Raw genomic sequence first — 23,854 nt, forward strand, 5'->3', positions numbered from 1 at the left:
TTAAAAAAGATTTCTTAAATATTTTTATAGTTTAAAGTGATGCGTGAGATGCTATGGCTTGATGCCTACCCGGTAATAGCCCCCTTCATTGCCTGCTTCGAATGCGGAATCCAGCTGTCCAAGAGGGAATTCTTTTCCTACGAGGCTTTCAAAGGGGTATTTTGATGCTGCAGCAGTGAGAAACTCAATGGCGGCGGCCAGATCTTCGGGGATGTAATTGTGCAGCCCCTTGATGGTGAGGAGGTTTCGGACCAGGTATTCCGCATTGACCGATAAGTCCCTTTGCGGAAATACAGCACCCACCAGTACGATTGTCCCTCCAATTCCCAGTAATTGAACACATTTTTCCATTGCTTCAGGTACTCCGGAGGTTTCGATAATGACATCTATTTCTCCATGGGTATCGATCAATTCCTTGCTTTCTAGCCCTTCAAATAGGAGGGTGTGATCTGCGCCAAAAGCCTTAGAAAATGCTACTTTTTCCGGGTCCAGGTCCTGGGCCCATACCTGTGCAGCACCGTTTTCTTTTGCCATGGCGCATGCAGAAAGCCCAAGCATCCCGACGCCATTGACCAGTACGTTTTTACCTTTCAGGTTACCGGCAAGCCGGAGTGCACCAGCGATGGTGGCATGCGTGCAGTTTAGCGGAGCGGCTTCTTTTTCGGTGAGCGAAGAAGGTAGCCTAAAAATGGTCGTTCCTTTTCTTAGATGACAATGGCTGGAAAACCCCCCGTTCAGTTTGTATGTTTCGTTCATCTGCTCGTGGCCATACTTATAGAGCGCCTCTGATTTTTGGGGAAACCCTTTTTTTGAAGTGGGAGACAGCGGATCGTGGGCATAGACGGACCAGGTGATCTTGTCCCCTACCTTCAGTGGTGAGCCAAAGAAGTCTGTAACTCCTTCCTCCGCCAGCGCCTTGATAATACCAATGATCTCATGGCCCAGGATGCTATGTCCACAGGATTGTCGGCGGCCATAAAAAGTATGTAGGTCACTGGCGCAGATCGTTGCATAGTGGTTTTTTACAAGTAATTCACCTTCTTTTAATTGCGGTAGATCTATGGTAGCCGGTGAAAAAGGAGTATTGGCGTCCATAAATACCATTGCCTTTGCGGTTGTTGATGCCATGTTTTATTCGTAATTATCGTAATTCTATAAAGTAGATGACCAAGATGATGGCATCGGTTTTTTTGGTATTGACCGGCACATGGGGGAAATTTCCGTTGAAAAACAAGCTGTCCCCTTCTTCTAGGTCAAATGTGTGCTCACCGAGTTCGTATTTTAAGGAGCCTTTCACCACATAGAGGTATTCAAAACCGTCCGTAGATACCCTTTCGCGCTGGGAATTGCCCCTGATGGTCAACAGGGAGATTTCCATGGAAGATCGTTCTATTTTATGGTTAAGGATCAGTTCATAGTCAAAGCCTACAGCTGCTTCTTCTTTTTTGATGGATTGGTATTGGCTACGCTTTTTGAGTAGGTAACCGGGAAATTCCTTGTCACCCTTAAGGTCGGCAAAGAAAGCATTCAGGTCCACATCCAATGTGCTGAGGATTTGGATCAAAGAGGGGAGGGTAGGGAATACCCTTCCGTTTTCTATCTTGCTGAGCATGGCAATACTGATCCCGCTCTTGTCGGCCAGTTCTCCGAGCTTTAAATTGTGCGATTTTCGGATGTCTTTTATTTTGGCACCAATCCAGCTGGTGAGGTATTCAGAATTCTCCATAATGTACTGTTTTATCGTATCGTGAAAGTACGGCTGATTTTCCTTATATGAAAATTCGGTTGAGGGATGCAATGTCGATATATTTTTCCTTATATGAAAATTAATTTCCCTTAATGAAATATTAACGCTATGATAATACCTTTAATAGCCTAGCAACCACCCGTTAAATCTACCTTTGAAGAAGGATTAGGGTGTAAATTCATGCCTATATTTTAATCGTTAGGAAAAATAACATGACTAAGCTAAATAGAATTTCCATTACCAAGACGGATTTGTTGCTCATGGGGGCGGCATTTATGGCTTACACGGGAATGTATGCAGTGAGGAAGTCCTTTTTGGCAGGCCAATATGAAGGAATGGAACTCCTGAGTGACTTTCATTTTAAGACGCTGTTGATCATCAGTCAAGTGGTGGGTTATATGTTGTCGAAGTTTATAGGCATTAAAGTGGTATCAGAATTACCGGTCCAAAAGCGCTTTGCGGCGCTTGTGGGGTTAGTGGGGTTTGGGTTATTGATGCTCTTGTTATTTGCCTATGCTCCGGTTTGGCTTAAGCCTATTGCCATGTTTTTTAATGGACTTCCCTTGGGGATGATTTTTGGATTGGTGCTGGTTTACCTAGAGGGGAGAAAAAATTCAGAACTGTTGGTGGCGGGATTGAGTGCGACATTTATTTTCTCCACGGGCTTGGTCAAGACGACAGGGGTATGGCTGATGCAGGAGTACCAGGTAAGTGAGGCCATGATGCCCTTTGTGACGGGAGCGATTTATTTTCCAATGTTTGTTCTGGCAGGATACGGGCTTAGTAAAAGTGGCGGGCCGACAGAGAGTGATAAGCTGCTAAGGACAGAAAGGGTTCCAATGAAAAAAGCAGAGCGAAAAGAGTTTCTGCGGCAGCATGGTTCTGCTTTTCTGGGTTTGGTGTTGATCTATGTAGTATTGACCGTGATCAGGGATTTTCGCGACAATTTTATCGTTGAATTCTGGGAGGAATTAGGGCTTTCCGGCCAGCCAGAGTTGATTACATTGACGGAGATCCCCATTGCCTTGATCGTTTTGGTCATATCGGCACTGGGGATTTTGATATTGGATAATAGGAAAGCCTTTAATATTGGGATGGGGATGACAGTGCTGGGAGCTGTTTTGATGCTGGTGTCCACGGTCATGTTTAAAATGGGTCTGATCGGGGCTGTTGTTTGGATGGTCAGTTCTGGTTTTAGCGTTTACCTTCCCTATATCTTGTTCCACTGTCTGTTGTTTGAACGTTTTATCGCAGTACTGAAGTACAAAGGGACGGTGGGGTATTTGTTTTACATAGCAGATGCCTTTGGTTATTTGGCCAGTGTGGGCATTATGATTTTCAAGGAAACCATTCCCTATCACTATTCCTGGGTGGGATTCTTTACCAAGATCAATTTCATAGGAGGTTTGCTCATCGTCTTTTTGGTGGCTGTTTCTATGCTGGTGGTCAATACTGATATCATCAAGGTGAAATTACGAAAGCTATATGGCGCATCGATCAAAGGATAAACCAAGGGCCGAATGGCCATAAAAGTTCTAAAAAGAAAAATTGACAACTATGTAAGAGGTTAGCCAAGAATCTTAAACCTGCGAACCTTTACCTGTTAAAAATAAATGTCCACCTATAAAATATGCCTATGTGAAATCACTCCTTACTCTATAAATGCATGAAGCCCGAAACTTAGAAATTCCGGGCTCCTGTTAAGCTAATTTGTTCCAGTCGGCGATCGACCAAAACCTCGACTGGATGAAGTATCATTTAATGCGAAACATTAAAATCTAATTATCAAAGATATGAAAAAAAATGTATCCCGATTTCTCATTCCCATGAGAATCTTGAAGACATTGGCTTTTTTTTCGTTAATAGGGCCATTATGTCTTTCTGCAAGAGCCGATCGGTTCGATGCACCTTTCGATTACCAAGCCACTAAAAACGTTACTGTCTCAGGGACGGTGGTGGATGAGAATAATTTACCGCTCCCAGGTGTGACCATTTTGGTAGAAGGTTCCGGTAAAGGTACGGTTACTGATCTGGATGGGAAATATCAAATTACTGTTCCCGAAGGTACCCAATTGACATTTTCATTTATTGGCTATACCAAACAGAAAGTAGCTGTTGGGGGGCGAAATATTGTCGATGTCACATTGGAGGAAGATGCCAAGGCCTTGGAAGAAGTAGTGGTTATTGGCTATCAGGAGGTAAAAAAAGAGAACCTGACGGGAGCCGTGGACCAAGTGACCTCTGAGGTGTTGAGTGATCGTCCGATCAGGGATTTGGGACAGGGGCTAAAAGGCCTAATTCCCAACTTGAACATTGGCCTTACTTCTGGCGCCCCGAATTCTACAGCGGATTTTAATATTCGTGGTTTTACAGGAATGAACTCCAAAGGCGCTCCGCTGATATTGGTAGATGGAGTGGCTCAGGATATCAATACGGTGAATCCGGAGGATGTGGCCAGCATCTCGGTGTTGAAAGATGCCGCATCTTCGGCTATATATGGTTCGAGGGCGCCTCATGGTGTGGTTTTGATCACTACCAAATCAGGAAAGGCCGGAGAAATGCAAATCAATATATCTTCTAATGTTTCTTTTTCCCAACGTATCGGTTTACCAGAAGGGATAAATTCTGTAGAATTTGCAAATGCTTGGAATGATGCTTTTGTCAATGCCCAGCAAGCGCCCTACCACAGCGAAGAAACCATTGCTAAAATGCAAGCCTATCTCGACGGAACAAGTGATATAAATGCGGCAATTGACGTAGGTAATGGACGTTGGGGCGCTTGGGGAGACTTTCAGTTTGGTAATACCCAATGGCAAGATGCAGCGTATCGGGACTGGCAGGTCAATCAAAAGCATACCGTCAGCTTTAGCGGGGGGGCAGAAGATGATAAGCTGAATTACTATGCCAGTATTGGTTGGAACCAAAACCAAGGCATTATGCATGAAATGCTCACTGACCAATTTAATCGGTACAATGCCACCCTGAAACTATCCACAAAAGTGAATGATTGGTTAGGGCTGTCATTAAACAATCGGTACAGCAGAAGTGTTTCTGATCGGCCAAGCTACGGGAGTGGAGATTATGGTTTTACCGAGATGGTCGGGGGACGTGTATGGCCGACTGTGCCTTTTTACAACCCAGATGGTAACATGCCTTATAACAATCCTATTTTTAGGTACATGGAAGAGGGGAATGCATTGGATACCAAAGATGATTTTTGGACTACTGCATCCATTGATCTCACACCGGTAAAGGGATTGTTGATTAAAGGATCTTACTCTTTCAATACGTACTCAAGGGATTACTCCAAGGCGCATAACCACATCACGGCCATTACCGATTATACGGACGAAGAAGGTACTTACTGGTACAACGAGTGGGCCTATCAGAATTATCCTAACAGTTATGAATCCCGGTTCAATAGAGAGAATTACTCCCAAATTGATCTTTATGCCAATTATGATTTGAGCATCAATGATCATAGTTTTTCGGCTATAGTAGGTTACCAACAGGAGCTAAAACAGTTGAAAAGCCTATATGGTTATAAGACCAATTTGATAACAGAAGATATTCCTTCCCTAAGTACAGCGATTGGTGAGGCGCCTTCAGTAGATGATGACCTGAGCCATTGGTCAACTAGGGGATATTTTGGAAGATTGAAATACAACTATAAGGAAAAGTACCTGATCGAATTCAACGGTAGGTACGATGCCTCTTCCCGCTTTCCTACAGATACGCGTTGGGCATTTTTCCCATCTGTTTCAGCAGCATATAATATTGCCAATGAAGATTTTTGGTCGGTTGAGCAGATTGGATTACTAAAGATACGCGGATCATATGGTGAATTGGGCAACCAAAATGTCTCGAACTATGCCTATTTGCCGACCATGGGGGTGACGGCCAAGACCCAAAATGTCCTTGGTGGTAGCAGGGTTCCAGCAGTGAGAATACCTGGTTTGGTCAGTCCGGATATAACTTGGGAAAAACCAAGGACGCTGGACATCGGGATAGATATAATGGCCTTTAACGATCGTTTTTCCATTACTTACGATTGGTACCAAAGAACTATTTACGACCAAATCGGCGTAGCCGAAGAGTTGCCGGAGGTTTTGGGGACTAGCGCTCCACAAAGGAATAATGCAGTTTCAGAAACTAGAGGTTGGGAACTGTCCCTAGGGTGGAGAGATAATGCAATATTGGCTGGTAAAGGGCTGAACTGGGGTGCCCGCTTTATTGTGTCTGATTACATTGGCTATGTCGTGGACTATGAAAATGCTTCCGGGTCAATGAACGGGACATGGACACCTGGAGAAAGGTTTGGTGATATTTATGGCTATAAGGTGGATGGCATCGCTTCAAGTAGTGCTGACTTTACCAACAATGCCTCTCTTCACCGGTTGTACAGTGATTATTGGTTTCCTGGTGACCTGGTCTATCAGGACTTGGATGGCAATGGTATGGTAGGTAATGGCACAGACAGCTGGTATAATAAAGGTGATTTGGTAAAACTAGGAAATTCCTCTCCAAGATATACTTATGGGGTTACTTTAACGGCTGATTGGAATGGGTTTGATATGCGGATGAACTTTGAGGGGGTTGCTAAGCAGGATCTTTGGTTCTCGGGTCTGTACTATCAAGGTATAGACACTGGTGGGAGTATGTGGTTTTCTACTTTTATGAAACATAGTTTGGACTACTGGACTCCTGAAAATACAGGAGCTTATTTTCCGAGACCATATATGTCCAGTCAGTACGGGGGTAAGCTAAAAACCAACGATCAAATGCTCACCAATGCTGCTTACCTACGGTTCAGGACTTTACAGATGGGCTATACTTTTCCAAGGGTAATGATGAACAAGCTATTTATAAAGAAATTACGGGTGTTTACCTCTATTGAAAATGTGGGCTTGCTAATGAACAAGTCCCATGTGAAGATTGATCCGATGTTGTTGAACAACAGCGGAGGTAGGACATATCCCCCACAGCGTACTTTCAGCGTGGGACTTAATTTGACATTCTAAGCTATAAAAACTAATAGACATGAATAATTTTATGATCACTAGGCTTCTGGCCTTGGTAGCTTTCGTTGCCATGATGAGCAGCTGTAATGAAGACTTCTTGGAAAGATATCCACAAGATGAGATATCCGATGCGGTTTATTGGACCACGGAAAAAGACCTGGAAAATTATGTAAATGGCTTATATGACATTCTTCCTTCCTACAGGGGATATGCGCCGAAATATGCATGGGAAAATGGAACTGATAATATGATCGGAGATGATAGAGGGGTGTCCATGATCAATGACAGGATTTGGAATATGGACGGAGATGCTCCCGCAAGTAGTAGTACTTGGAATGGTGGCTACGATAACCTCAGAAAAATCAACTATTTTCTAGAGCAAAAAGATAAGGTTGGTGAGGATGTCCTTGCCAATGCAAGTACTCAACACTATATAGGTGAAGCTTTGTTCTTCAGGGCTTGGGTGAACTTTGACCTACTGAAATCCTTTGGAGGTGTTCCTTATATTGATAAAGTACTGGGGACTGAGTCTGAGGAATTGTACACGACTAGGATGGGGAGAAATGAGTTTGCCCAAAAAATCATTGAGGACCTGGATGAGGCGATTCAAAAATTGCAGTGGAGCGGCAATGGGCCAGCTGCGGTATCCATGAGGATTACCAAAGAGGCAGCATTGGGGTTCAAAACCCGGGTAGCACTTTTTGAAGGTTCTTGGGAATACTATCATGACAAACATGACACGCCCTTTAATGCTGAAGGGCAGAATGGGGCTAGTTTCCTTAACCAAGCTATTGATGCCAGCCAAGAGTTGATGGGGTATCTTGGTGAAAATATCTATAGTACTGACTATAGAACACTGTTTAATCAAGACCACTATTATGATATACCCAGCGTATTACTGTACCGCGAGTATTTGCCAAGTGACGGGATTGGTCATAGGTGGTGGAATTACAATGGTGCAGGCGGTGGAGGAATAGGCCTTACCAAATCCCTGGTGGATGATTACCTTATGGCAGACGGAACACCTATCGAGATGAGCGTTGATTATCAAGGAGATGAGCGCCTGGAACTTGTAGTGGCGGGTCGTGATCCGCGATTGGCGCAAACGATTTATCATCCTGGTCAGGGAACGCTGGGAGAGATCATTGGCTCCTCATATGAAGGGACAGCCCCGGGGATTACCAGTACGATCACCTATTACAAGTGTTCTACAGGTTATTTTTGCTATAAAGGTGTGGCACCTCAGGATGCAGTATATAGTGGTTCACCTGCTGGACAAGGGTTGATTTATCTAAGGTATGGTGAGGTGCTCTTGGCCAATGCAGAAGCCAAGGCTATTTTGGGTACGATAACACAGTCCGATTTAGATCAAACGATCAATGTGCTCCGTGGACGTGTGGGAATGGCTCCATTAGATATGGCTGTAGTTGCTTCCTGGGGTGGTGATTATCAGAAACGCTATCCCAATGAGAGTAACCTTATCAATGAAATCAGAAGAGAGCGCAGGGTGGAATTGGCAATGGAAGGGCAGCGTTTTGACGATCTTCGGAGATGGGCATCACTGGATCAACTGATCGGGTGGGTGCCTCGTGGAGCTAAGGGGCAGCAGTACCTGGATTATGCAAATTCTCCTGAAGGCCAATCAGTGGGGTACTCCTTGAGTCCTGCTGATATTTACACCGACAGTAATGGGTATTTACTGCCTATTGGTCACAGGTCTGATTTTCAGGAGGGAGGTACGGGTTTCGTCTTCAGTGCTGAGAGAGATTACCTGAGTGCTATTCCCAGGGCTCAGATCGTGTTGTATCAAGAAAAGGGAGGAGTCAGTTTAGCGCAAAACCCTAACTGGAATTAAGTATTAACAAAACCTTAAATGTTATGAAAAATAAAATTGTATTGGTGGTCTTGGCGCTTGCTATGGTTTCTTGTGGGCAGCGGGTAGAGCTCGATGAAGGTCAGTGGGGCGTTCATGCTGATATTACTAGCGGCGCATTCTTTTATAAATGGGAGTTGAATGACATTACGCTAGCAGAAGGAGATGTAGAAGGAGCCAGAAGGGAAGATGTCACGGTCTCTACTGATGTAAATACCGAAAATCAACAGGTAGTCACCACTATTAATGCCGAAGAGGACTTGAGTAGAATGGCGTGCTATATCTATCATGATGGAGTGAAAGTAGAACCCCTTGCTGGTGCTCCCGCGCTTGGAGTAGTCAGTGATTATTCCACAGGTGAATTTACCTATAGGATTTATTCTGCCAACGGGGAGTTTAAGGATTGGACGATTGTGGTTACCCAATGATAGTTTGTTTGTTTGGATTGGAGAAGGTGGTCAGCCTGTGATTATGGGCTGGCTCCTTCTTTTTTGTTGATTGTTAATTTAGCGTATGATGAATAAATGTAGAGGTATATTGGTTTCTTGCTTTGCGATGGTTTTGGCTACTTTTAGTATTCAGCCCTCACTGGCGCAACTTACGGGGCGAGTGACGGTGGCGGAGAAAGATGATAGCGTGGCTGAAGCACAGGGCTATGCCGGAGCGGTAGTTTCCGATGGTTTCCATGTGGTGGAGACAGATGAAAAAGGTTATTTTACATTGTCTGGATGGGAGAAACAACAGTTTGTGACTATTTATCCAAGTGCAGACTTTTCTGTTGGAGAAAGGTATATTGCTATAGAGGAAGGTCGGGATGACTACAGTTTTGAAGTTTCTTTAAAAGCCGTTAAAAAAACGGTTGATTTTATTCAGATCAGTGATACAGAAACATTTGAGTACGGAGGCTGGGTGGATGACCTGAAGCAATATATAAAGGTTCACCAGCCTGATTTTGTGGTGCATACAGGGGATATTTGCTATGAGTCAGGCATGAAGTGGCATAGCGAAAACATCACCCAAAAAGAATTGGGAGTTCCTGTTTATTATTGTTTGGGAAACCATGACTTGATCAAAGGCGAGCGTGGAGAAGCTTATTTTGAGTCAAAATTTGGCCCTGCTTGGTATGCTTTTGAAGCAGGTGGGGTCGTGAATGTCATTACGCCAATGATGGGCGGCGACTATCTTCCCGGCTTTGATCATGAGGATATTGGCGGTTGGCTGGAAAACTTATTTAAGGTATACGGTGAAGAAAAAACCAAATTTTTCTATAATCATGATTTGTTGACAAGTGGAGACACATTTGAATTTAAAATCAACGAAAATAACGCAATAATACTCAATGATTATGGTCTTAAAGCATGGTTTTATGGTCATCACCATATGAACATGGCCAAGGAGCATGGAGAGGCAGGTGTCCGTTCCTATGGTACTTCTTCCATGCCACAGGGCGGGATAGATCATTCCCCATCTTCTTTTAGGGAAGTGAGTGTAGATCAAGATGGAAATATAAAAAGTAACATGAGATGGACCTATTTAGATCGGGCTATTCAAATCAATAATCCTTCTAATGGGACCGCTGTGATAAATAAGGAAGGGGAGCTTTCTTTTTCTGTAAATGTCTATGATACCGGAGCAGATGTGGACAGTGTCATTTACAGTGTTTGGGGAGCAGAGGGATTTAATTGGTCAAATTCTCTTGATACCGGTGTTTGGGCGAAGATGGGCCAGTTTTCGGATTGGAATTGGCGGGCAGATGTGGAGCTGGACACTCTCGGTAAACATACCTTGGTGGTAGATGCGTATCTGAATAGTGGTGAGGTACTCCATCGCAAAAGCACTTTTCAGGCTGTTTCCAGCAATGTAGTTGAAGAGTTGTCTGGTGATTTGGAATGGCCAAACCTTGGCGGGAACGAATCCCATGATGCTGTAAGTGACCAATCCTTGGCGCTTCCCTTTCAGTTGGCATGGACGAAAAATATTGGCAGTAATATATTCATGAGTTCACCTGTGCTTTATGATGACTATGTACTTTCCTCCAGCTTCGATGATGGCAATGCGACGAATTGTTTTATCGTTTGTTGGAGCGGCAAAACCGGGGAAGAGAAATGGCGCTTTTCTACTCGTAATGGGATCAAAAACCAAATGGTTGTTGCAAAAGGGATGGTTATTGGTACAGATATGGAAGGTTATACCTATGCGGTAGATATTGCATCTGGAAGAAAGGTATGGGAGAGGGATATTGGATATGACCGTAAGTATGGCTTCGTTTCAGGTATTGTGACAGATGGGGAAGTTGTCTATACAGGTTTTTCTGAGAGCCTCACTGCATTACAGGTTACTGATGGAACGCCATTATGGAAGGCAGATAAAAACCGGGGAGGCTATGGAACTACGGCCACCATGACATTGGCAGGGGATGTATTGATTGTTAACCGCCAATGGGGAGGGATAGACGCTTTCCGGAAAGTTACGGGAGAGCATCTCTGGACCCGAAATGATGACGGCCTACGTTTTCGAGATGGTGTTTTGACATATAAGGAAGGGAGTCTTTGGGTGGCAGAGCGAAGTAGTTTGACTACTAATAAGCTTCATGAGATAGCGCCTGCAACAGGTAAGACCTTGACTGTGATGGAAACGGGAATGACCAATACGGGGACTTCGGCACCTATCGTTACCGGTAATAAGCTCGTCATCGCAGGTGCACACCCCGGAATAGCGGCTTTTGATAAAATTCAAAAGAAACAACTTTGGGAATTTCAGGTGGATAAAGCGATGTTTTATACACCATCATATTTTGAAAATCAAGAGCAAAGTATAGAAAGCACCCCGGTTTTGGTGGGGGATTTATTGATCTTTGGTGCAATGGATGGAAATGTCTATGCAGTTAATGTCCATGACGGAAAATTACTGTGGAAAACAAGACTTGGAGCACCTGTGATGACTACAGCTGCCATTTCTTCCAATGGGTTTTACATCAGTGATTTCGCTGGGAATATTTATTGTTTTAGGTCCAAAGAAAGTAACTGAGCCTTGTATAAAGACTTGAAAACTGACCGAGGTAATTCGGGTCGGTTTTCAGGTGTTTTTAATTTACCCGCATTCCAGGATTTGGAAAAAAGTGAACAGAAAAAACACCGCTATGCAGGTGTTGGGCTATGCCTTTAGCTGTTTGGGATTTGAAATCCCGAACTGGCCTAGGGGGGGGATCCCCCTAGGCCATTTTTGAATAGCACAGGCATCAATAAGGATACAGGTTTTCAGCAACTTACATGCCCGTATCGGAATATAGGACACCTAAAGGTGAACTCCCTTGATCCACTTAGGCTAACTCATGCTGCGGTTTCGCTAAAAAACCTTCTGTCCTGTATGGTTATTTATCTTGGATAATCTCATCAGGAACCTTCCCGATCCAAGCCTCTGGTGTTTGTGCGATGTCGAACAGGTGGGCGATGATCGCTGCTGTGTTTGTGTTAGAATTCGGTGTAGTAAGTTCAAAACCTTTCTTGATGCCCGGCCCCTTGATCATCCATGGGACTTCCATTTCTTGAGGGCTCGTTCCTCCGTGACCATTGCCTACCCCACCATGGTCTGTAAATAAAAGGAAGTGAGTGTTTTGGTACAAACCTTTCGCTTTTAATTGCTTCACAAACTCGCCAATCTTATTGTCGACTTCCTCGATGGCCGTAATGTATTCTGGAGACATCCACTGGTGCCGGTGTCCGGCATGGTCTACGTGCACGGAATAAAGGAAAGTCAAGGTGGGGAGGCTTTTGTTATTTTCGATAAAATCCAATGCGGCTTGATAGTTTTCCGAATATTCATCATTCTCCTCAAAATTCACCTCATCCAAATAGGTTTGGTTAATGGGGTTGATGAGGCTTTTCCAGTTGTAATAATAGGCTGTTTTTATGTTGGGGACTTGGTCTTTGACGATTTTAAATATAGAAGGGAAATAGCCTTCTGCATCCATCTCCTGCGGTTCGAGTGAATGGTTTTCTTTTTTCCATCCATTTTCAAATACGCCATGTTGTTCTGGGCCTGCTGCAGTAAGATGGCTCGTCCAGTTTGGCAGTGTTACGGATGGCATGACAGTTCTGGTGTTAAAGGAAATAACCCCATCTTCGAAAAGGGAGTCAATATTGGGATGCGCTGCTGTCTGAAAGCCTTCTACGCTAAGACCGTCCAAACCTAATAGAATGACTCTTTTGGGAGATTTTTTTTCTGTACTGCAACCTACAAATAATAGGACGAAACTTATCGAAAGAACAAGGGCGATGCAATTGCCTGATAGTGGCTTCATAAGACAGGGTAAATTCATTTTATTTTCTTTTAAGGAAAAATTGTTTCTGTAAAAGTAAATATAATTGTGTAAATGGAATATGATTTAGTTTTATCTAACTGTTAAATTGTTGTTATATTGTTTGTGATTATAAATTAGTTGTAGGATGATATTTTTTAAATCGTAGTTTTCCATATAGGAAGCTGCCTATTTATAATGTTTTTAGTTTCTTTTAAAGAAAATATTTCGACTTATTATTTTTATTACATTATATTTTTCGTTTAATTTCATCTTTAATAGCGTAGGTGAAAAGTTTGGTAGGGAACACCCATGACTGATGACGATGCATAGAGAAGGACGTCGAGCAGGTAAAACTTTATGCCTGGAATATACCTTAGCCTATCTACGCCATGTCGCATGCTCACACCTCCAAACTAACTGATTTTCTTGCGCTTTCAGCTCTTTCCGAAATCTGTCAGGACAGACTACGACGGTTCCAAATGCTTAAACTGGAGTTAAGCAATAATTGATAACAAACTATAACTTAACTGTATATGAAATTGAAATTGGTAGGATTGCTGTTTTGCTTTTGCGTGGGTGTGGCAGAGGCGAAAATAGGGCTTACATCAACTATTGCCCGAGAGGGGGGAGCAACACCTGATTTTCCCAATATTGTTTTTTTCTTTGTTGATGATATGGGCTGGCAGGATACTTCCGTTCCTTTTTACACGGAGAAGACTTCCCTAAATCAACGCTACCATACACCCAATATGGCGCTTTTGGCACGTCAAGGGATGAAATTCACCCAAGCTTATGCCAGTGCTGTTTGTTCTCCATCCAGGGTCAGTTTGATGACAGGAATGAATGCAGCCAGACATCGGGTAACCAACTGGACATTAAACAAGGATGTGTCGCCGGACATAGAAAATCCGGTAGTCGAACCACCCAAATGGAATGTAAATGGCCTTAGTCCAGACCCTTCTGTACCTTACACCGTCACGGCCAAAACCTTGCCTTCTTTGATGAAAGAGGCAGGCTATCGTACCATCCATGTCGGAAAGGCACATTTTGGCGCAAAAGGCACACCGGGAGAAGAGCCTTTGAACTTAGGTTTTGATATCAATATTGGTGGTCATGCCGCTGGAGGTCCAGGGAGTTATTTAGGTATACATAAATTCAGCGCTGACTGGAGGGACCCGGGAAACCATATATGGGATATTCCCGGATTAGCGTCCTACCATGGTCAAGAAATTTACCTGACCGAAGCACTGACACGGGAAGCCTTAAAGGAAATTAGTAAGTCGGTGGAGACAGAGCAGCCATTTTATTTGTACATGTCCCATTATGCCATTCATGCTCCTTGGGAGAATGATGAGCGATATTGCCATAAATATATTGCCCAGGGGCTTAGCGAAGATGAAGCCACGTATGCTTCCATGATTGAGGGTATGGACAAGTCTCTTGGTGATATTATGGAGCACTTGGAGCAATTAGGCGTTGCCGATAATACCATTATTGTGTTTATGTCCGATAACGGTGTTCATAAACAAATGCCACAAAATAAGCCCTTGAGAGGCCATAAGCTCAGCCCCTATGAAGGAGGTATTCGTGTGCCGCTATTGGTGAAGTGGCCTGGAGTGGTCAGCCCGCAAACAGTTAATGATGAATATGTCATTATAGAAGATATATTTCCTACCTTTTTGGAAATGGCAGGTCTTAGGAAATATGCCCAGAAGAGCGTTGATGGGAAGAGTTTCGTCCATAAGCTGAAGGGTAAAACCTCCTCCCGGCAACGGCCATTATTGTGGCATTATCCCAATACGTATTATAATCCGCCCTACAGTGTGGTCAGGCTGGGGGGCTGGAAGCTGATTTATCATCACCAAGACCAAAGAATGGAGCTTTTTAATATCAACAAGGATATAGGGGAAACTACCGATTTGAGTAAGGTAGAAGAAGCTAAGACCAAAGAAATGGCTGACTTGATGACCAAACTCCTCAAAGACACCAAAGCACAGATGCCTATTATAAAAGCCACTGGCGAAAGGGTCCCTTTTCCCAGTGAGTTGACTTTATCCTCCTATGTGCATCAGTCACTATTGCGGTCTGGCTCCCCTTCAAAACCCGTCGATAGGCAGCTGTTTTGGGGATCAAGTTCTTCCCGGTATCCGCTGGGACAGACCATGCCGATTCTTAATGCCTCAACTGGGTTTAATCAAAAGAATTTAACTAGATGAATATGAAATTGTCTTTAATAGTGTTGTTCGTTTTTTTTGGGTGTCAGTTAGCTTCTGCCCAGACCTATGTCGAGGTTCAGGATCTGACGATTTCCCTGAGTGAACAAACGTATGCTGCTCCGGTAAAAAACCAGGCAGTGACCGGAGAGCAATTGTCCATAGGTGGAGAAGCCTTTGAAAAAGGCATTGGGGTTCATTCCCACTCGGTGATCAAAATAAACATGAACAATGGAAGCCACTTTTCTGCCAAAATTGGCATTAACGATTCCAAAATTGACTATGAATCAGAAGTAGTAAAAACTATACCACTTACAGACGGTAAGCGGGTTTTTTATGAGGTGACTTCCAGTAAAAAGCAATTTATTGGTGTTGAGGGTGAAAGCGGATCAGTAGATCAGGGGACTGTTATATTTAAGGTGATCCATAATGGAGAGGAAATCTACAGCAGTGGCGTCATGCGCAGAGGAGACAAAGCCAAGGAAGTCAACTTGGATGTAAAGGGAGGTGTACTGGACTTAGTAGTGGAGGATGCCGGAGATGGATCAAGCGGTGACCACGCTGTTTGGGCTGATCCAAAAATCGACTACTTTGAGATTGCTCCCGTTATCATTCCCGGAGATTTTGTAAGCGAAAAAGTAGAACAGAAAAGTGATATCAAGGCAGCTTTACGGGAGAAATTAATGAGGCTGGATCCAGTGGAATTGCCCATCGATCAGCCTAGCTATGATTGGTTGATTGATAATTCAAAAGCCAAGGCACAAGTATATAGAAACGGAAAAGATCACCTGGTCCTGAGCAATGGGTTGATTGCACGGACGTTTACCTTGGTTCCCAATTTGGCAACGATAGATTATTCCAACCTGATGACAGGAGAGACTTTGCTACGGGCTGTATCCAGCGAGGGGGTATTGACCTTGGACGGAAGAAGTTACGATATTGGTGGTTTGAGCCCACAGCCAGAGTATGGCTATACGTTAATGAAATGGACTGACCAGTTGACCGCTACCAATAATAGTTTCCAAATTCAGGATTTTGAAGTGAAGGAAATCACCGATCGACTAGCATGGAAAAGGACTCGCTGGGCCATGAACGAAAAGATGCCCACCGGCAAAGAAGTAGTGTTTACCCTTTCCAAGAATGATATTTTGGTGAAGGTGCACTTTGCTCTGTATGACGGGATACCTACACTTTCCAAGTGGATAGAGGTCATCAATGATAGTGATCTGATGGTGCAGCTGAACAGTTTTAAGCTCGAACAGCTGGCCGTGGTCGAGGGAGAAAACCTAGTGGGAACGCCCGACCATTGGGTGACACCCAACCTCCATGTGCAAAGTGATTATGCTTTTGGCGGGATGCAGCAAAAAACATCCCAGAAGACAACGTATTGGGAGAAAGACCCCCGCTACACCACGCAGACCAATTATCCCATGAACGTTCCTTGCCTGCTGGAAGTCAAGCCGCCCTTGGGACCCGAGACGGCCATTGCTGTCAGTGACACCCTGACCACTTTTAGGGTATGGGAAATGCCAATGGATTCAAAAGAAGAGGAACGAAAAGGTTTGTTTATCAGAAAAATGTACCGGACCATTTCACCTTGGACTACTGAAAACCCCATTTTTCTCCATTTGACCTCTACAGATCCCGAGGTAGTCAAAACGGCAGTGGACCAGTGCGCTGAAGTAGGCTATGAAATGATTATTTTAAGTTTCGGGAGCGGAATGGACATGGAAGATGAGTCCAGTGATAACTATGCGAAGTTCAGCCAGCTCAGGGAATATGCCAATGCCAAAGGGATCGAGCTGGGCGGTTACTCCCTATTGTCCAGTCGGTGGATCAGCGAGGAAGTGGACGTGATCAACCCAGAAACGGGCAAGAGAGGCGGGATGATCTTTGGCTCATCACCTTGCTTGAGCAGTGAATGGGGATATGAGTATTTCCGCAAGGTCAAGAAGTTCTTTGAGAAGACCGGAATGCAGGTATTTGAGAATGACGGATCCTATCCGGGGAATGTCTGTGCATCTACATCGCATGCCCACCATAATGGGCTAGGTGATTCGCAGTGGAAGCAATATGCCCAAATCCAGGGGCTGTACAAATGGATGCGATCGAAAGGCATTTATATGAACGTTCCTGATTTTTACGTCAATTCGGGAACCAATAAAACCGGAATAGGGTACAGGGAAGTCAATTGGTCATTGCCTCGCGAAAGGCACTTGATGCATGGACGACTGAATATTTACGATGGACTTTGGGACAGGACACCAAGTATGTGCTGGACATTTGTCCCTTTGACCCAATACCACGGTGGAGGCGCTGTGGCTACCCTAGAGCCGCTGAAGGACCATCTGGAGGATTATGAAAATCACATGATGCAAAACTATGGGTCCGGTGTCCAAGCTTGTTATAGGGGGGCGAGGTTATATGATGCCCCAGAGACCAAAAAACTGGTCAAGGAAGTGGTGAGGTGGTACAAGGAATATAGGCATATTCTTAACAGTGACATCATTCACCTGAGAAGACCATCTGGAAAAGACTGGGATGGGTTTTTGCATGCCAATCCAACTACGAAAGAGAAGGGCCTAGCCATGTTCTTTAACCCTACCGACCGGGACATGGAGCGTGAGATCAAGCTTCCATTGTACTACACAGGACTTACGGATGTGGCAAAAGTAAGGGAAAAGGAAGGAGATAGTAGGGCTTACACCTTGGACCGAGCGTACCGTATCCGGTTACAAGTTACTATTCCTGCCAATTCCTATACTTGGTATGTTATAGAGTAAGGTCGGTGCCCTGGGCAAGGACATGCTCCGTGGATGATCCATAAACCGGATTTATAGAACCTATTCGGGATTTAACTTAGTTTTCTGGTGGAGATATAGGGCACGATAGGGTAGACATCTTTGTTATCAGCTACGCCCATTTGTTTTGGGGAAGGTCCTACGAAAGAGGATTTTTTCCCTTTTATATTGATTTTTCCGTTTGAAGCAATGGTGATGGTGGCCCATAATGGATCCTTATACGGCGCAGTGTATTTGATCCAAGGATAGTTTTCGTCGACTTGTTCAGAGTAGCGTACGGTTTTGTACTGGTCACCTAGCCAGTAGTAGCTTGCGCTGTTGATCTGGACGTAATGGATGTCGTTGATCTTGTTAAAATAATCTTGGTGGTGGTGACCAGAAAGGACGAGGATTACTTTTTGGAAGCCTGCGTTGGTGTTGGCAGTCTCCAGGAGGTACCTGACCGCCATTCCGTTTTCGATACCGTATCGCTCATTGTCCAATCCTTGATGACAGCAGACGATGGACGGTAGGTTTGTTTTTTGGAGGTCATCTACCAACCAGTCCATTTGGCTGGGAGAGATATACCGGGCATAGCCCTTTGGCCGATCTGAGCTTTCGTTATGTTCATTTCCATCCAAAACGACAAAGTGGAAACCATTTTTGTCAAAAGAATAGTAATTGCCCTTGGCTTCCCAAAACTCCACGACTTGGTCCTTACTGAATCCTCCATCTGTGTCGTGATTGCCAATGACGTGGTGCTTATCACCAGAGAAGGTGTTCCATGCATCCAACAGCGGTTGGTTGGCTGGTTTGGGGACGCAGAAATCTCCCAGCTGAATGATAAAATCTGGCTGTTGTTCCTTCATGTCCCCGAGGAAAGCTTCCAGTCTTTTTTGTCCATCATGCATGATGTCATGGTGCAAGTCAGTGATGACTCCAAACGTAATGTTACTTTTGCGAGTAGGGGAGACAGCATGTGCCGATGGTCTGAAGGTCAGGCTTACTGCTCCCAATGTGCCTAGCTTTATGAATTCTTTTCTGTTCATTTTTTTCTTATAAGGAAAATTAATTGCGATAAATATATAAAAATTTATTTTTAAGAAAAATAATTTACTTTTAAGTAACTATTATCAAGACATAATACCAGCTTCCGGCACGACCGGCTCACCGTTACTTTGACAACTTTTATAAACCTTGGCTAGCGGCGGATGTTTTATTTTCGTGAAACAAGGAGATTACCCTATCTTATTAATGTTAATATAAATTTTTCAATAGTTGACTAACTACAAACCATATAGCATCAACTCGGATCCTACAAAACAACAATATTATGAAAAATGCAAGCCATACTTTTAGTGCAATAATAATAGCAGGACTCCTAGTCGGATGCGGCAGTGACAAAAAAAGTGAAGATGGAGCAGAGACAGTAAGTGCAGGGAGTCCGGTAGAGGTTGAGAATACAGCTTTTCCCGAAAAAGTATTTTGGGGAAGTCAGCATTTACATACGGCCTGGTCTGCAGATGCAGGTGCCTCGGGTACGAGAGTGGGGCCTGAGGAAGCCCTTCGCTTTGCACGGGGAGAGGAAGTCATTAGCAATACCAAACAAAAGGCACAGTTAGCAAGGCCGTTGGACTGGATTTCCATCACCGACCACTCAGATGGAGCCGGGGTGATCAATGCCATTATCGAAGGAGAGCCCGCTGTCATGGACGATCCTATAGTGGCACAGTATCATGAAGACATTAATGCCGGAGGCGAAAAAGGAAAAGCAGCCATGATGGACATCATCAATAGGCAAGCGACCAACAGCCTTCCCGAAATATTTACAGACCCTGAATTTGCCAAGTCCAATTGGGACAGGAACATTGATATTACAGAAAAGTATAATGAACCAGGCAAATTCACCGCATTGATTGGTTATGAATGGACTTCAAATTATGGTGGTGGCAATAACCTACACAGAAATGTCATTTATCGTGATGGTGCAGATATTGCCAAGCAAATGGCACCGATGACCACTTTTGATTCAGAAAACCCAGAAGACCTCTGGAAGTGGATGGCCAATTTTGAAAAGGTCACTGGAGGCGCTGTGCTGGCCATACCGCATAATGGAAACATGTCCAATGGGCTAATGTTTCAAGAAACGGCTTTTGATGGCAGTCCCCTTACGGTAGAGCTTGCCCAGTTGAGGAATAAATACGAAGTACTCTACGAAACCACCCAGGCAAAAGGCACCGGGGAGACCCACCCACTATTATCTCCCAATGATGAATTTGCGGATTTTGAAATCTGGGACAAGGGGAATCTCGTGTTAGTACCCAAAAAAGAAGGCATGATCGAAAACGAGTACATTCGTCAAGCTTTGCAAAACGGGCTTAAAATAGAAGAGAAATTGGGGGTAAATCCATTCAAATATGGGCAAGTAGGTGGTACAGACATTCACACAGGGCTAAACACAGCCGACGAAGACAACTTTTGGGGCAAATATGCCAATGAGGAACCAAGGGCAGAGCGGGCAACCGAAAAAGCACTGGATTTCCCATCGGGCTTCATCATGGCATGGAAACTGGGAGCTTCGGGCTATGCGGGCATCTGGGCCACTTCCAACACCCGTGAAGCACTATGGGACGCTATGAAACGTCGGGAAACCTACGCCACTACAGGGCCTAGGATGACGGTGCGCTTCTTCGGAGGGTTTGAATACACAGAAGCGGACCTTAAGGCCTCCAATATGCCAGAGATAGGATATCAAAAAGGCGTACCAATGGGAGGCGATATAAAAGCAGATGGCGACAAGGCACCGACTTTTATGATCCATGCACTTAAGGATCCTGAAAATGCCAATTTGGATCGGGTACAGGTCATAAAGGGCTGGCTGGATGATCAAGGTGGAACCCACGAAAAAATATACAACGTAGCTTGGGGTGATAGTGATAAACGCACGCTCGACAGCAGTGGGAAACTTCCGGACGTTGGAAACTCCGTAAACTTGGAAGAGGCTACTTGGGAAGATTCCATCGGAGCTGGGCAACTCAAAACGGTTTGGACAGACCCAGATTTCAACCCTGAGCTTTCTTCATTTTACTATGTTCGTGTCATCCAAATCCCGACCCCCAGGTGGACTCTTTATGATCAAGTCCGATTTGATGTGGAATTAGGTGATGAAGTACCGCTTACATTACAGGAGAGAGCCTTTACTTCACCTATCTGGTACCATCCTAACTAGTGGACTTTTATTCGAAAGTAGATGTAATCACATAAAAACCCACCTCATCATGAAGTCATTCCTTTATTTGCTTTTCCACACGATTCAACACTGATTCTTAATCATAAAGCCAATTCACCATGAAAACATCACCACATTATGTACTTGTCCTATTAACGAATGCTTTGGTACATCAGGTATTAGAATGAAAGTACGCCTATTTGCAGGATGGAATTTCTCGGCCGATGAATTAAAACAAAACGATTGGGTGAAGCAGGCCTATACGAATGGCGTGCCAATGGGATCCGATTTGCCGGCAGGCACTGGTAACCCTAAGTTTTTGGTCCAGGCACAAAAAGATCCAGACTCTGGCAACCTTGACCGAGTACAAATCATTAAGGTAACGACCAAAAATGGCCAATCGTCAGAAAAAGTATATGATGTAGTTTGGAGCGGTGACCGCAAACCGGATGCAAAAGGAAAAGTGCCCGCCGTTGGCAATACCGTTGATCTGGAAACGGCCACCTATACCAACACAATAGGTTCTGGAGAATTGATTGGGTATTGGGAAGACCCCGACTTTGACCCTACCGCTTATACTACCTATTACGCTAGGGTACTGGAAATACCAACCGAGATGGAGCACCCAACTTGCCGTTAAAAACAATCTTCCATTAAGTAAAACAGTTCCCCCAGTCATCCAAGAACGTGCATGGACCAGCCCTATTTGGTACAGCCCTAAATAAAGATCAAGAAGGCTTCTATTTTCACATAAAGACTTTAGATAAAACCACCACAAAATTATATGATTACACTACTATGAAAAAATGGATAAAAGAGCCACTCATACATTTTATGGCCTTGGGAGCGATCATTTTTTTGCTGTTCAGCCTAGTGAATACATCCGACGGAGATGAACGCCAAATCGTCATCGATGACGATAGGCTCGAACATATCAATGCGCTTTGGGAAATCCAATGGAAACGCCCGGCCACTCCAACAGAAATGCAGGGCCTGATCGAGAATTACATCCGTCAGGAAGTACTGTACAGGGAAGCACTTAGGATGAACCTGGATCATAATGATGAGGTGGTCAAGCGACGGTTATCCCAAAAAATGGAGTTTATGGCAGGCGATTTAAACAAAATAGTTGAACCTGTCACCGAAACCAAACTGAAAGCGTACTTTGAGGCGCATAAAGAAGACTACCGAATTCCCCCAACCTATTCGTTCGAACATGTCCTGATCTCAGCGCAGGACCACGACAATCCAAAAAACTATGCCACAGCACTTATGGCAACTGTAGATGCCAGCCAAATGGCATCCCTACAGGGAAAAGGTGACCATACCATGCTGCCTTTGCGATTTGAGAATGCAGGTATGGCGACTATTTTAAAGAATCTTGGCAGTGTATTTTATGATGGATTGGATCCATTGCCCCGTAACCAATGGGCAGGACCTGTGAAATCTGGATTTGGACATCATTTGGTTTTTATCACCAATAAGACAAATGCACGTATTCCCGAATTGGCAGAAGTAAAGGATAAGGTGATCCGCGATTACGAATACACTACAGAAATGGCCACTAAGGATGCAGTATATCAAGAGATGAAGGACAATTATGAGGTGGTCGTATCTTCGGAGGAATTAAATGCCGACCAGATAGCCTCCTTACTCGCTAACTTGCATACCCCATGAAGCCTATAATCCGTCTATTTATCGCCTTTCTTTGTGTCGTGCTTCTTCAGCTGGAATCCAAGAGCTGGGCCCATGAAATACGTCCAGCTTATCTACAGATCAACCAAACATCCGAAAACACCTATCAGCTGCTTTGGAAAGTCCCCAGAAGGGGAGATATGGTGATCAGTCTTCGTCCAGTTTTTCCTGATGATTTTACCCTGACCGAGGCAGGAAGCAGGGTGATGTCAGAAAGTGCCGTGATTTTTCATTATACCCTTACGGGCAAACAGCCCCTTGAAGGCAATGAATTAAAAGTCCACAACCTGAACAAGACACTGGTGGATGTCTTAGTGAATGTCAATTACCAAAACGGGGAAAAAGTCACCTTGATGCTTAGCCCAGACAGTCCCAGCACCATGATCCCCGGAGAAACCAAAAAATGGGATGTAATCATGACCTACACCATACTGGGAGTGGAGCATATCTGGTTTGGAATAGACCATTTATTGTTTGTTCTGGCACTGATCATCATAACGGTTGGCTTTAAAAAAATCATCAAAACCATCACGGCCTTTACCCTGGCGCATAGCATTACCTTGAGTATGGCCGTACTTGGTGTGGCCAATTTACCAGGACCGCCAGTGGAAGCGGTAATTGCCTTGAGTATTGTTTTTTTGGCCTCTGAGATCATCAAAAAGCTCCATGGCGAAGAAACATTGACGAGCCAAAAACCTTGGATAGTGGCTTTTACCTTTGGCCTTCTTCACGGCTTTGGCTTTGCAGGAGCCCTAGCGGATGTTGGCTTACCACAAACGGAGATCCCTTTGGCCTTGGCATTTTTCAATATCGGGGTGGAAATAGGGCAAATTATTTTTGTCTTGGTGATCTTAGCCGTACTAAAAGCCCTCTCCTTCAAAAGAGATTGGCCATTGGTACTTAAAAAAGTCCCTGCCTATGCGATCGGAGCCGCGGCGGCATTTTGGACCATAGAACGGATAGTTGGGTTTTGGTAGTGAGTAGTGATCACTACCT

The 23,854-nt window shown here is 44.3% G+C and carries 14 protein-coding genes and 1 pseudogene; 11 read left to right on the top strand and 4 right to left on the bottom strand.

Annotated features, from left to right (window positions below; translation table 11 throughout):
• Positions 1-51: 51 nt before the first annotated feature.
• Positions 52-1,128, bottom strand: coding sequence for a zinc-binding dehydrogenase (locus tag DN752_RS19770; protein ID WP_112785570.1), 1,077 nt, complete (start codon positions 1,126-1,128; stop codon positions 52-54).
• A gap of 13 nt (positions 1,129-1,141) precedes the next feature.
• On the bottom strand, positions 1,142-1,726 hold the full coding sequence (locus DN752_RS19775; protein ID WP_112786627.1) for a helix-turn-helix domain-containing protein: 585 nt from the start codon (positions 1,724-1,726) through the stop codon (positions 1,142-1,144).
• Positions 1,727-1,959: 233 nt separating this feature from the next.
• Between DN752_RS19775 and DN752_RS19780 the strand changes: the two genes are divergently transcribed.
• The 5 genes from DN752_RS19780 to DN752_RS19800 all read left to right on the top strand — a co-directional run bounded on the left by DN752_RS19780 (position 1,960) and on the right by DN752_RS19800 (position 11,668).
• The gene (locus DN752_RS19780; RefSeq protein ID WP_112785571.1) at positions 1,960-3,255 is read left to right on the top strand and encodes a DUF5690 family protein; all 1,296 of its coding nucleotides are present in this window, start codon (positions 1,960-1,962) and stop codon (positions 3,253-3,255) included.
• A 285-nt stretch (positions 3,256-3,540) separates the two neighbouring features.
• On the top strand, positions 3,541-6,768 hold the full coding sequence (locus tag DN752_RS19785; protein ID WP_112785572.1) for a SusC/RagA family TonB-linked outer membrane protein: 3,228 nt from the start codon (positions 3,541-3,543) through the stop codon (positions 6,766-6,768).
• 19 nt (positions 6,769-6,787) lie between these two features.
• The gene (locus DN752_RS19790; RefSeq protein ID WP_112785573.1) at positions 6,788-8,623 is read left to right on the top strand and encodes a RagB/SusD family nutrient uptake outer membrane protein; all 1,836 of its coding nucleotides are present in this window, start codon (positions 6,788-6,790) and stop codon (positions 8,621-8,623) included.
• A gap of 23 nt (positions 8,624-8,646) precedes the next feature.
• The gene (locus tag DN752_RS19795) at positions 8,647-9,069 is read left to right on the top strand and encodes a DUF5018-related domain-containing protein (RefSeq protein WP_112785574.1); all 423 of its coding nucleotides are present in this window, start codon (positions 8,647-8,649) and stop codon (positions 9,067-9,069) included.
• A gap of 85 nt (positions 9,070-9,154) precedes the next feature.
• Positions 9,155-11,668: an outer membrane protein assembly factor BamB family protein gene (locus tag DN752_RS19800; protein ID WP_112785575.1), complete on the top strand. Its 2,514-nt coding sequence runs from the start codon at positions 9,155-9,157 to the stop codon at positions 11,666-11,668.
• A gap of 343 nt (positions 11,669-12,011) precedes the next feature.
• On the opposite strand, the gene DN752_RS19805 is transcribed toward DN752_RS19800, so the two are convergent.
• On the bottom strand, positions 12,012-12,941 hold the full coding sequence (locus DN752_RS19805; protein ID WP_112785576.1) for an alkaline phosphatase family protein: 930 nt from the start codon (positions 12,939-12,941) through the stop codon (positions 12,012-12,014).
• A gap of 533 nt (positions 12,942-13,474) precedes the next feature.
• Between DN752_RS19805 and DN752_RS19810 the strand changes: the two genes are divergently transcribed.
• Together DN752_RS19810 and DN752_RS19815 are read left to right on the top strand one after the other, a co-directional pair.
• Positions 13,475-15,157, top strand: a complete 1,683-nt coding sequence (locus tag DN752_RS19810; protein WP_112785577.1) for a sulfatase — start codon at positions 13,475-13,477, stop codon at positions 15,155-15,157.
• A gap of 2 nt (positions 15,158-15,159) precedes the next feature.
• Complete coding sequence (locus DN752_RS19815; protein WP_112786628.1) at positions 15,160-17,937, top strand: NPCBM/NEW2 domain-containing protein; 2,778 nt, start codon at positions 15,160-15,162, stop codon at positions 17,935-17,937.
• Between the two features lie 71 nt (positions 17,938-18,008).
• Here DN752_RS19815 and DN752_RS19820 read toward each other — a convergent pair whose 3' ends face one another.
• Entirely contained in the window at positions 18,009-18,983 is a 975-nt protein-coding gene (locus tag DN752_RS19820; RefSeq protein WP_112785578.1) for a metallophosphoesterase family protein, read from the bottom strand.
• A gap of 284 nt (positions 18,984-19,267) precedes the next feature.
• Between DN752_RS19820 and DN752_RS19825 the strand changes: the two genes are divergently transcribed.
• The 4 genes and pseudogenes from DN752_RS19825 to DN752_RS19840 all read left to right on the top strand — a co-directional run bounded on the left by DN752_RS19825 (position 19,268) and on the right by DN752_RS19840 (position 23,835).
• On the top strand, positions 19,268-21,163 hold the full coding sequence (locus tag DN752_RS19825; RefSeq protein ID WP_112785579.1) for a DUF3604 domain-containing protein: 1,896 nt from the start codon (positions 19,268-19,270) through the stop codon (positions 21,161-21,163).
• Between the two features lie 184 nt (positions 21,164-21,347).
• Positions 21,348-21,888, top strand: a pseudogene (locus tag DN752_RS19830) (DUF3604 domain-containing protein).
• A gap of 73 nt (positions 21,889-21,961) precedes the next feature.
• Positions 21,962-22,840, top strand: coding sequence for a peptidyl-prolyl cis-trans isomerase (locus DN752_RS19835; RefSeq protein ID WP_112785580.1), 879 nt, complete (start codon positions 21,962-21,964; stop codon positions 22,838-22,840).
• A complete protein-coding gene (locus tag DN752_RS19840; RefSeq protein WP_112785581.1) occupies positions 22,837-23,835 on the top strand; it encodes a HupE/UreJ family protein in 999 nt (332 codons plus the stop codon). The genes DN752_RS19835 and DN752_RS19840 overlap by 4 nt, the downstream gene beginning before the upstream one ends.
• Positions 23,836-23,854: the final 19 nt, after the last annotated feature.

The sequence above is a fragment of the Echinicola strongylocentroti genome (genome assembly GCF_003260975.1).
Taxonomy (GTDB): Bacteria; Bacteroidota; Bacteroidia; order Cytophagales; family Cyclobacteriaceae; genus Echinicola; species Echinicola strongylocentroti.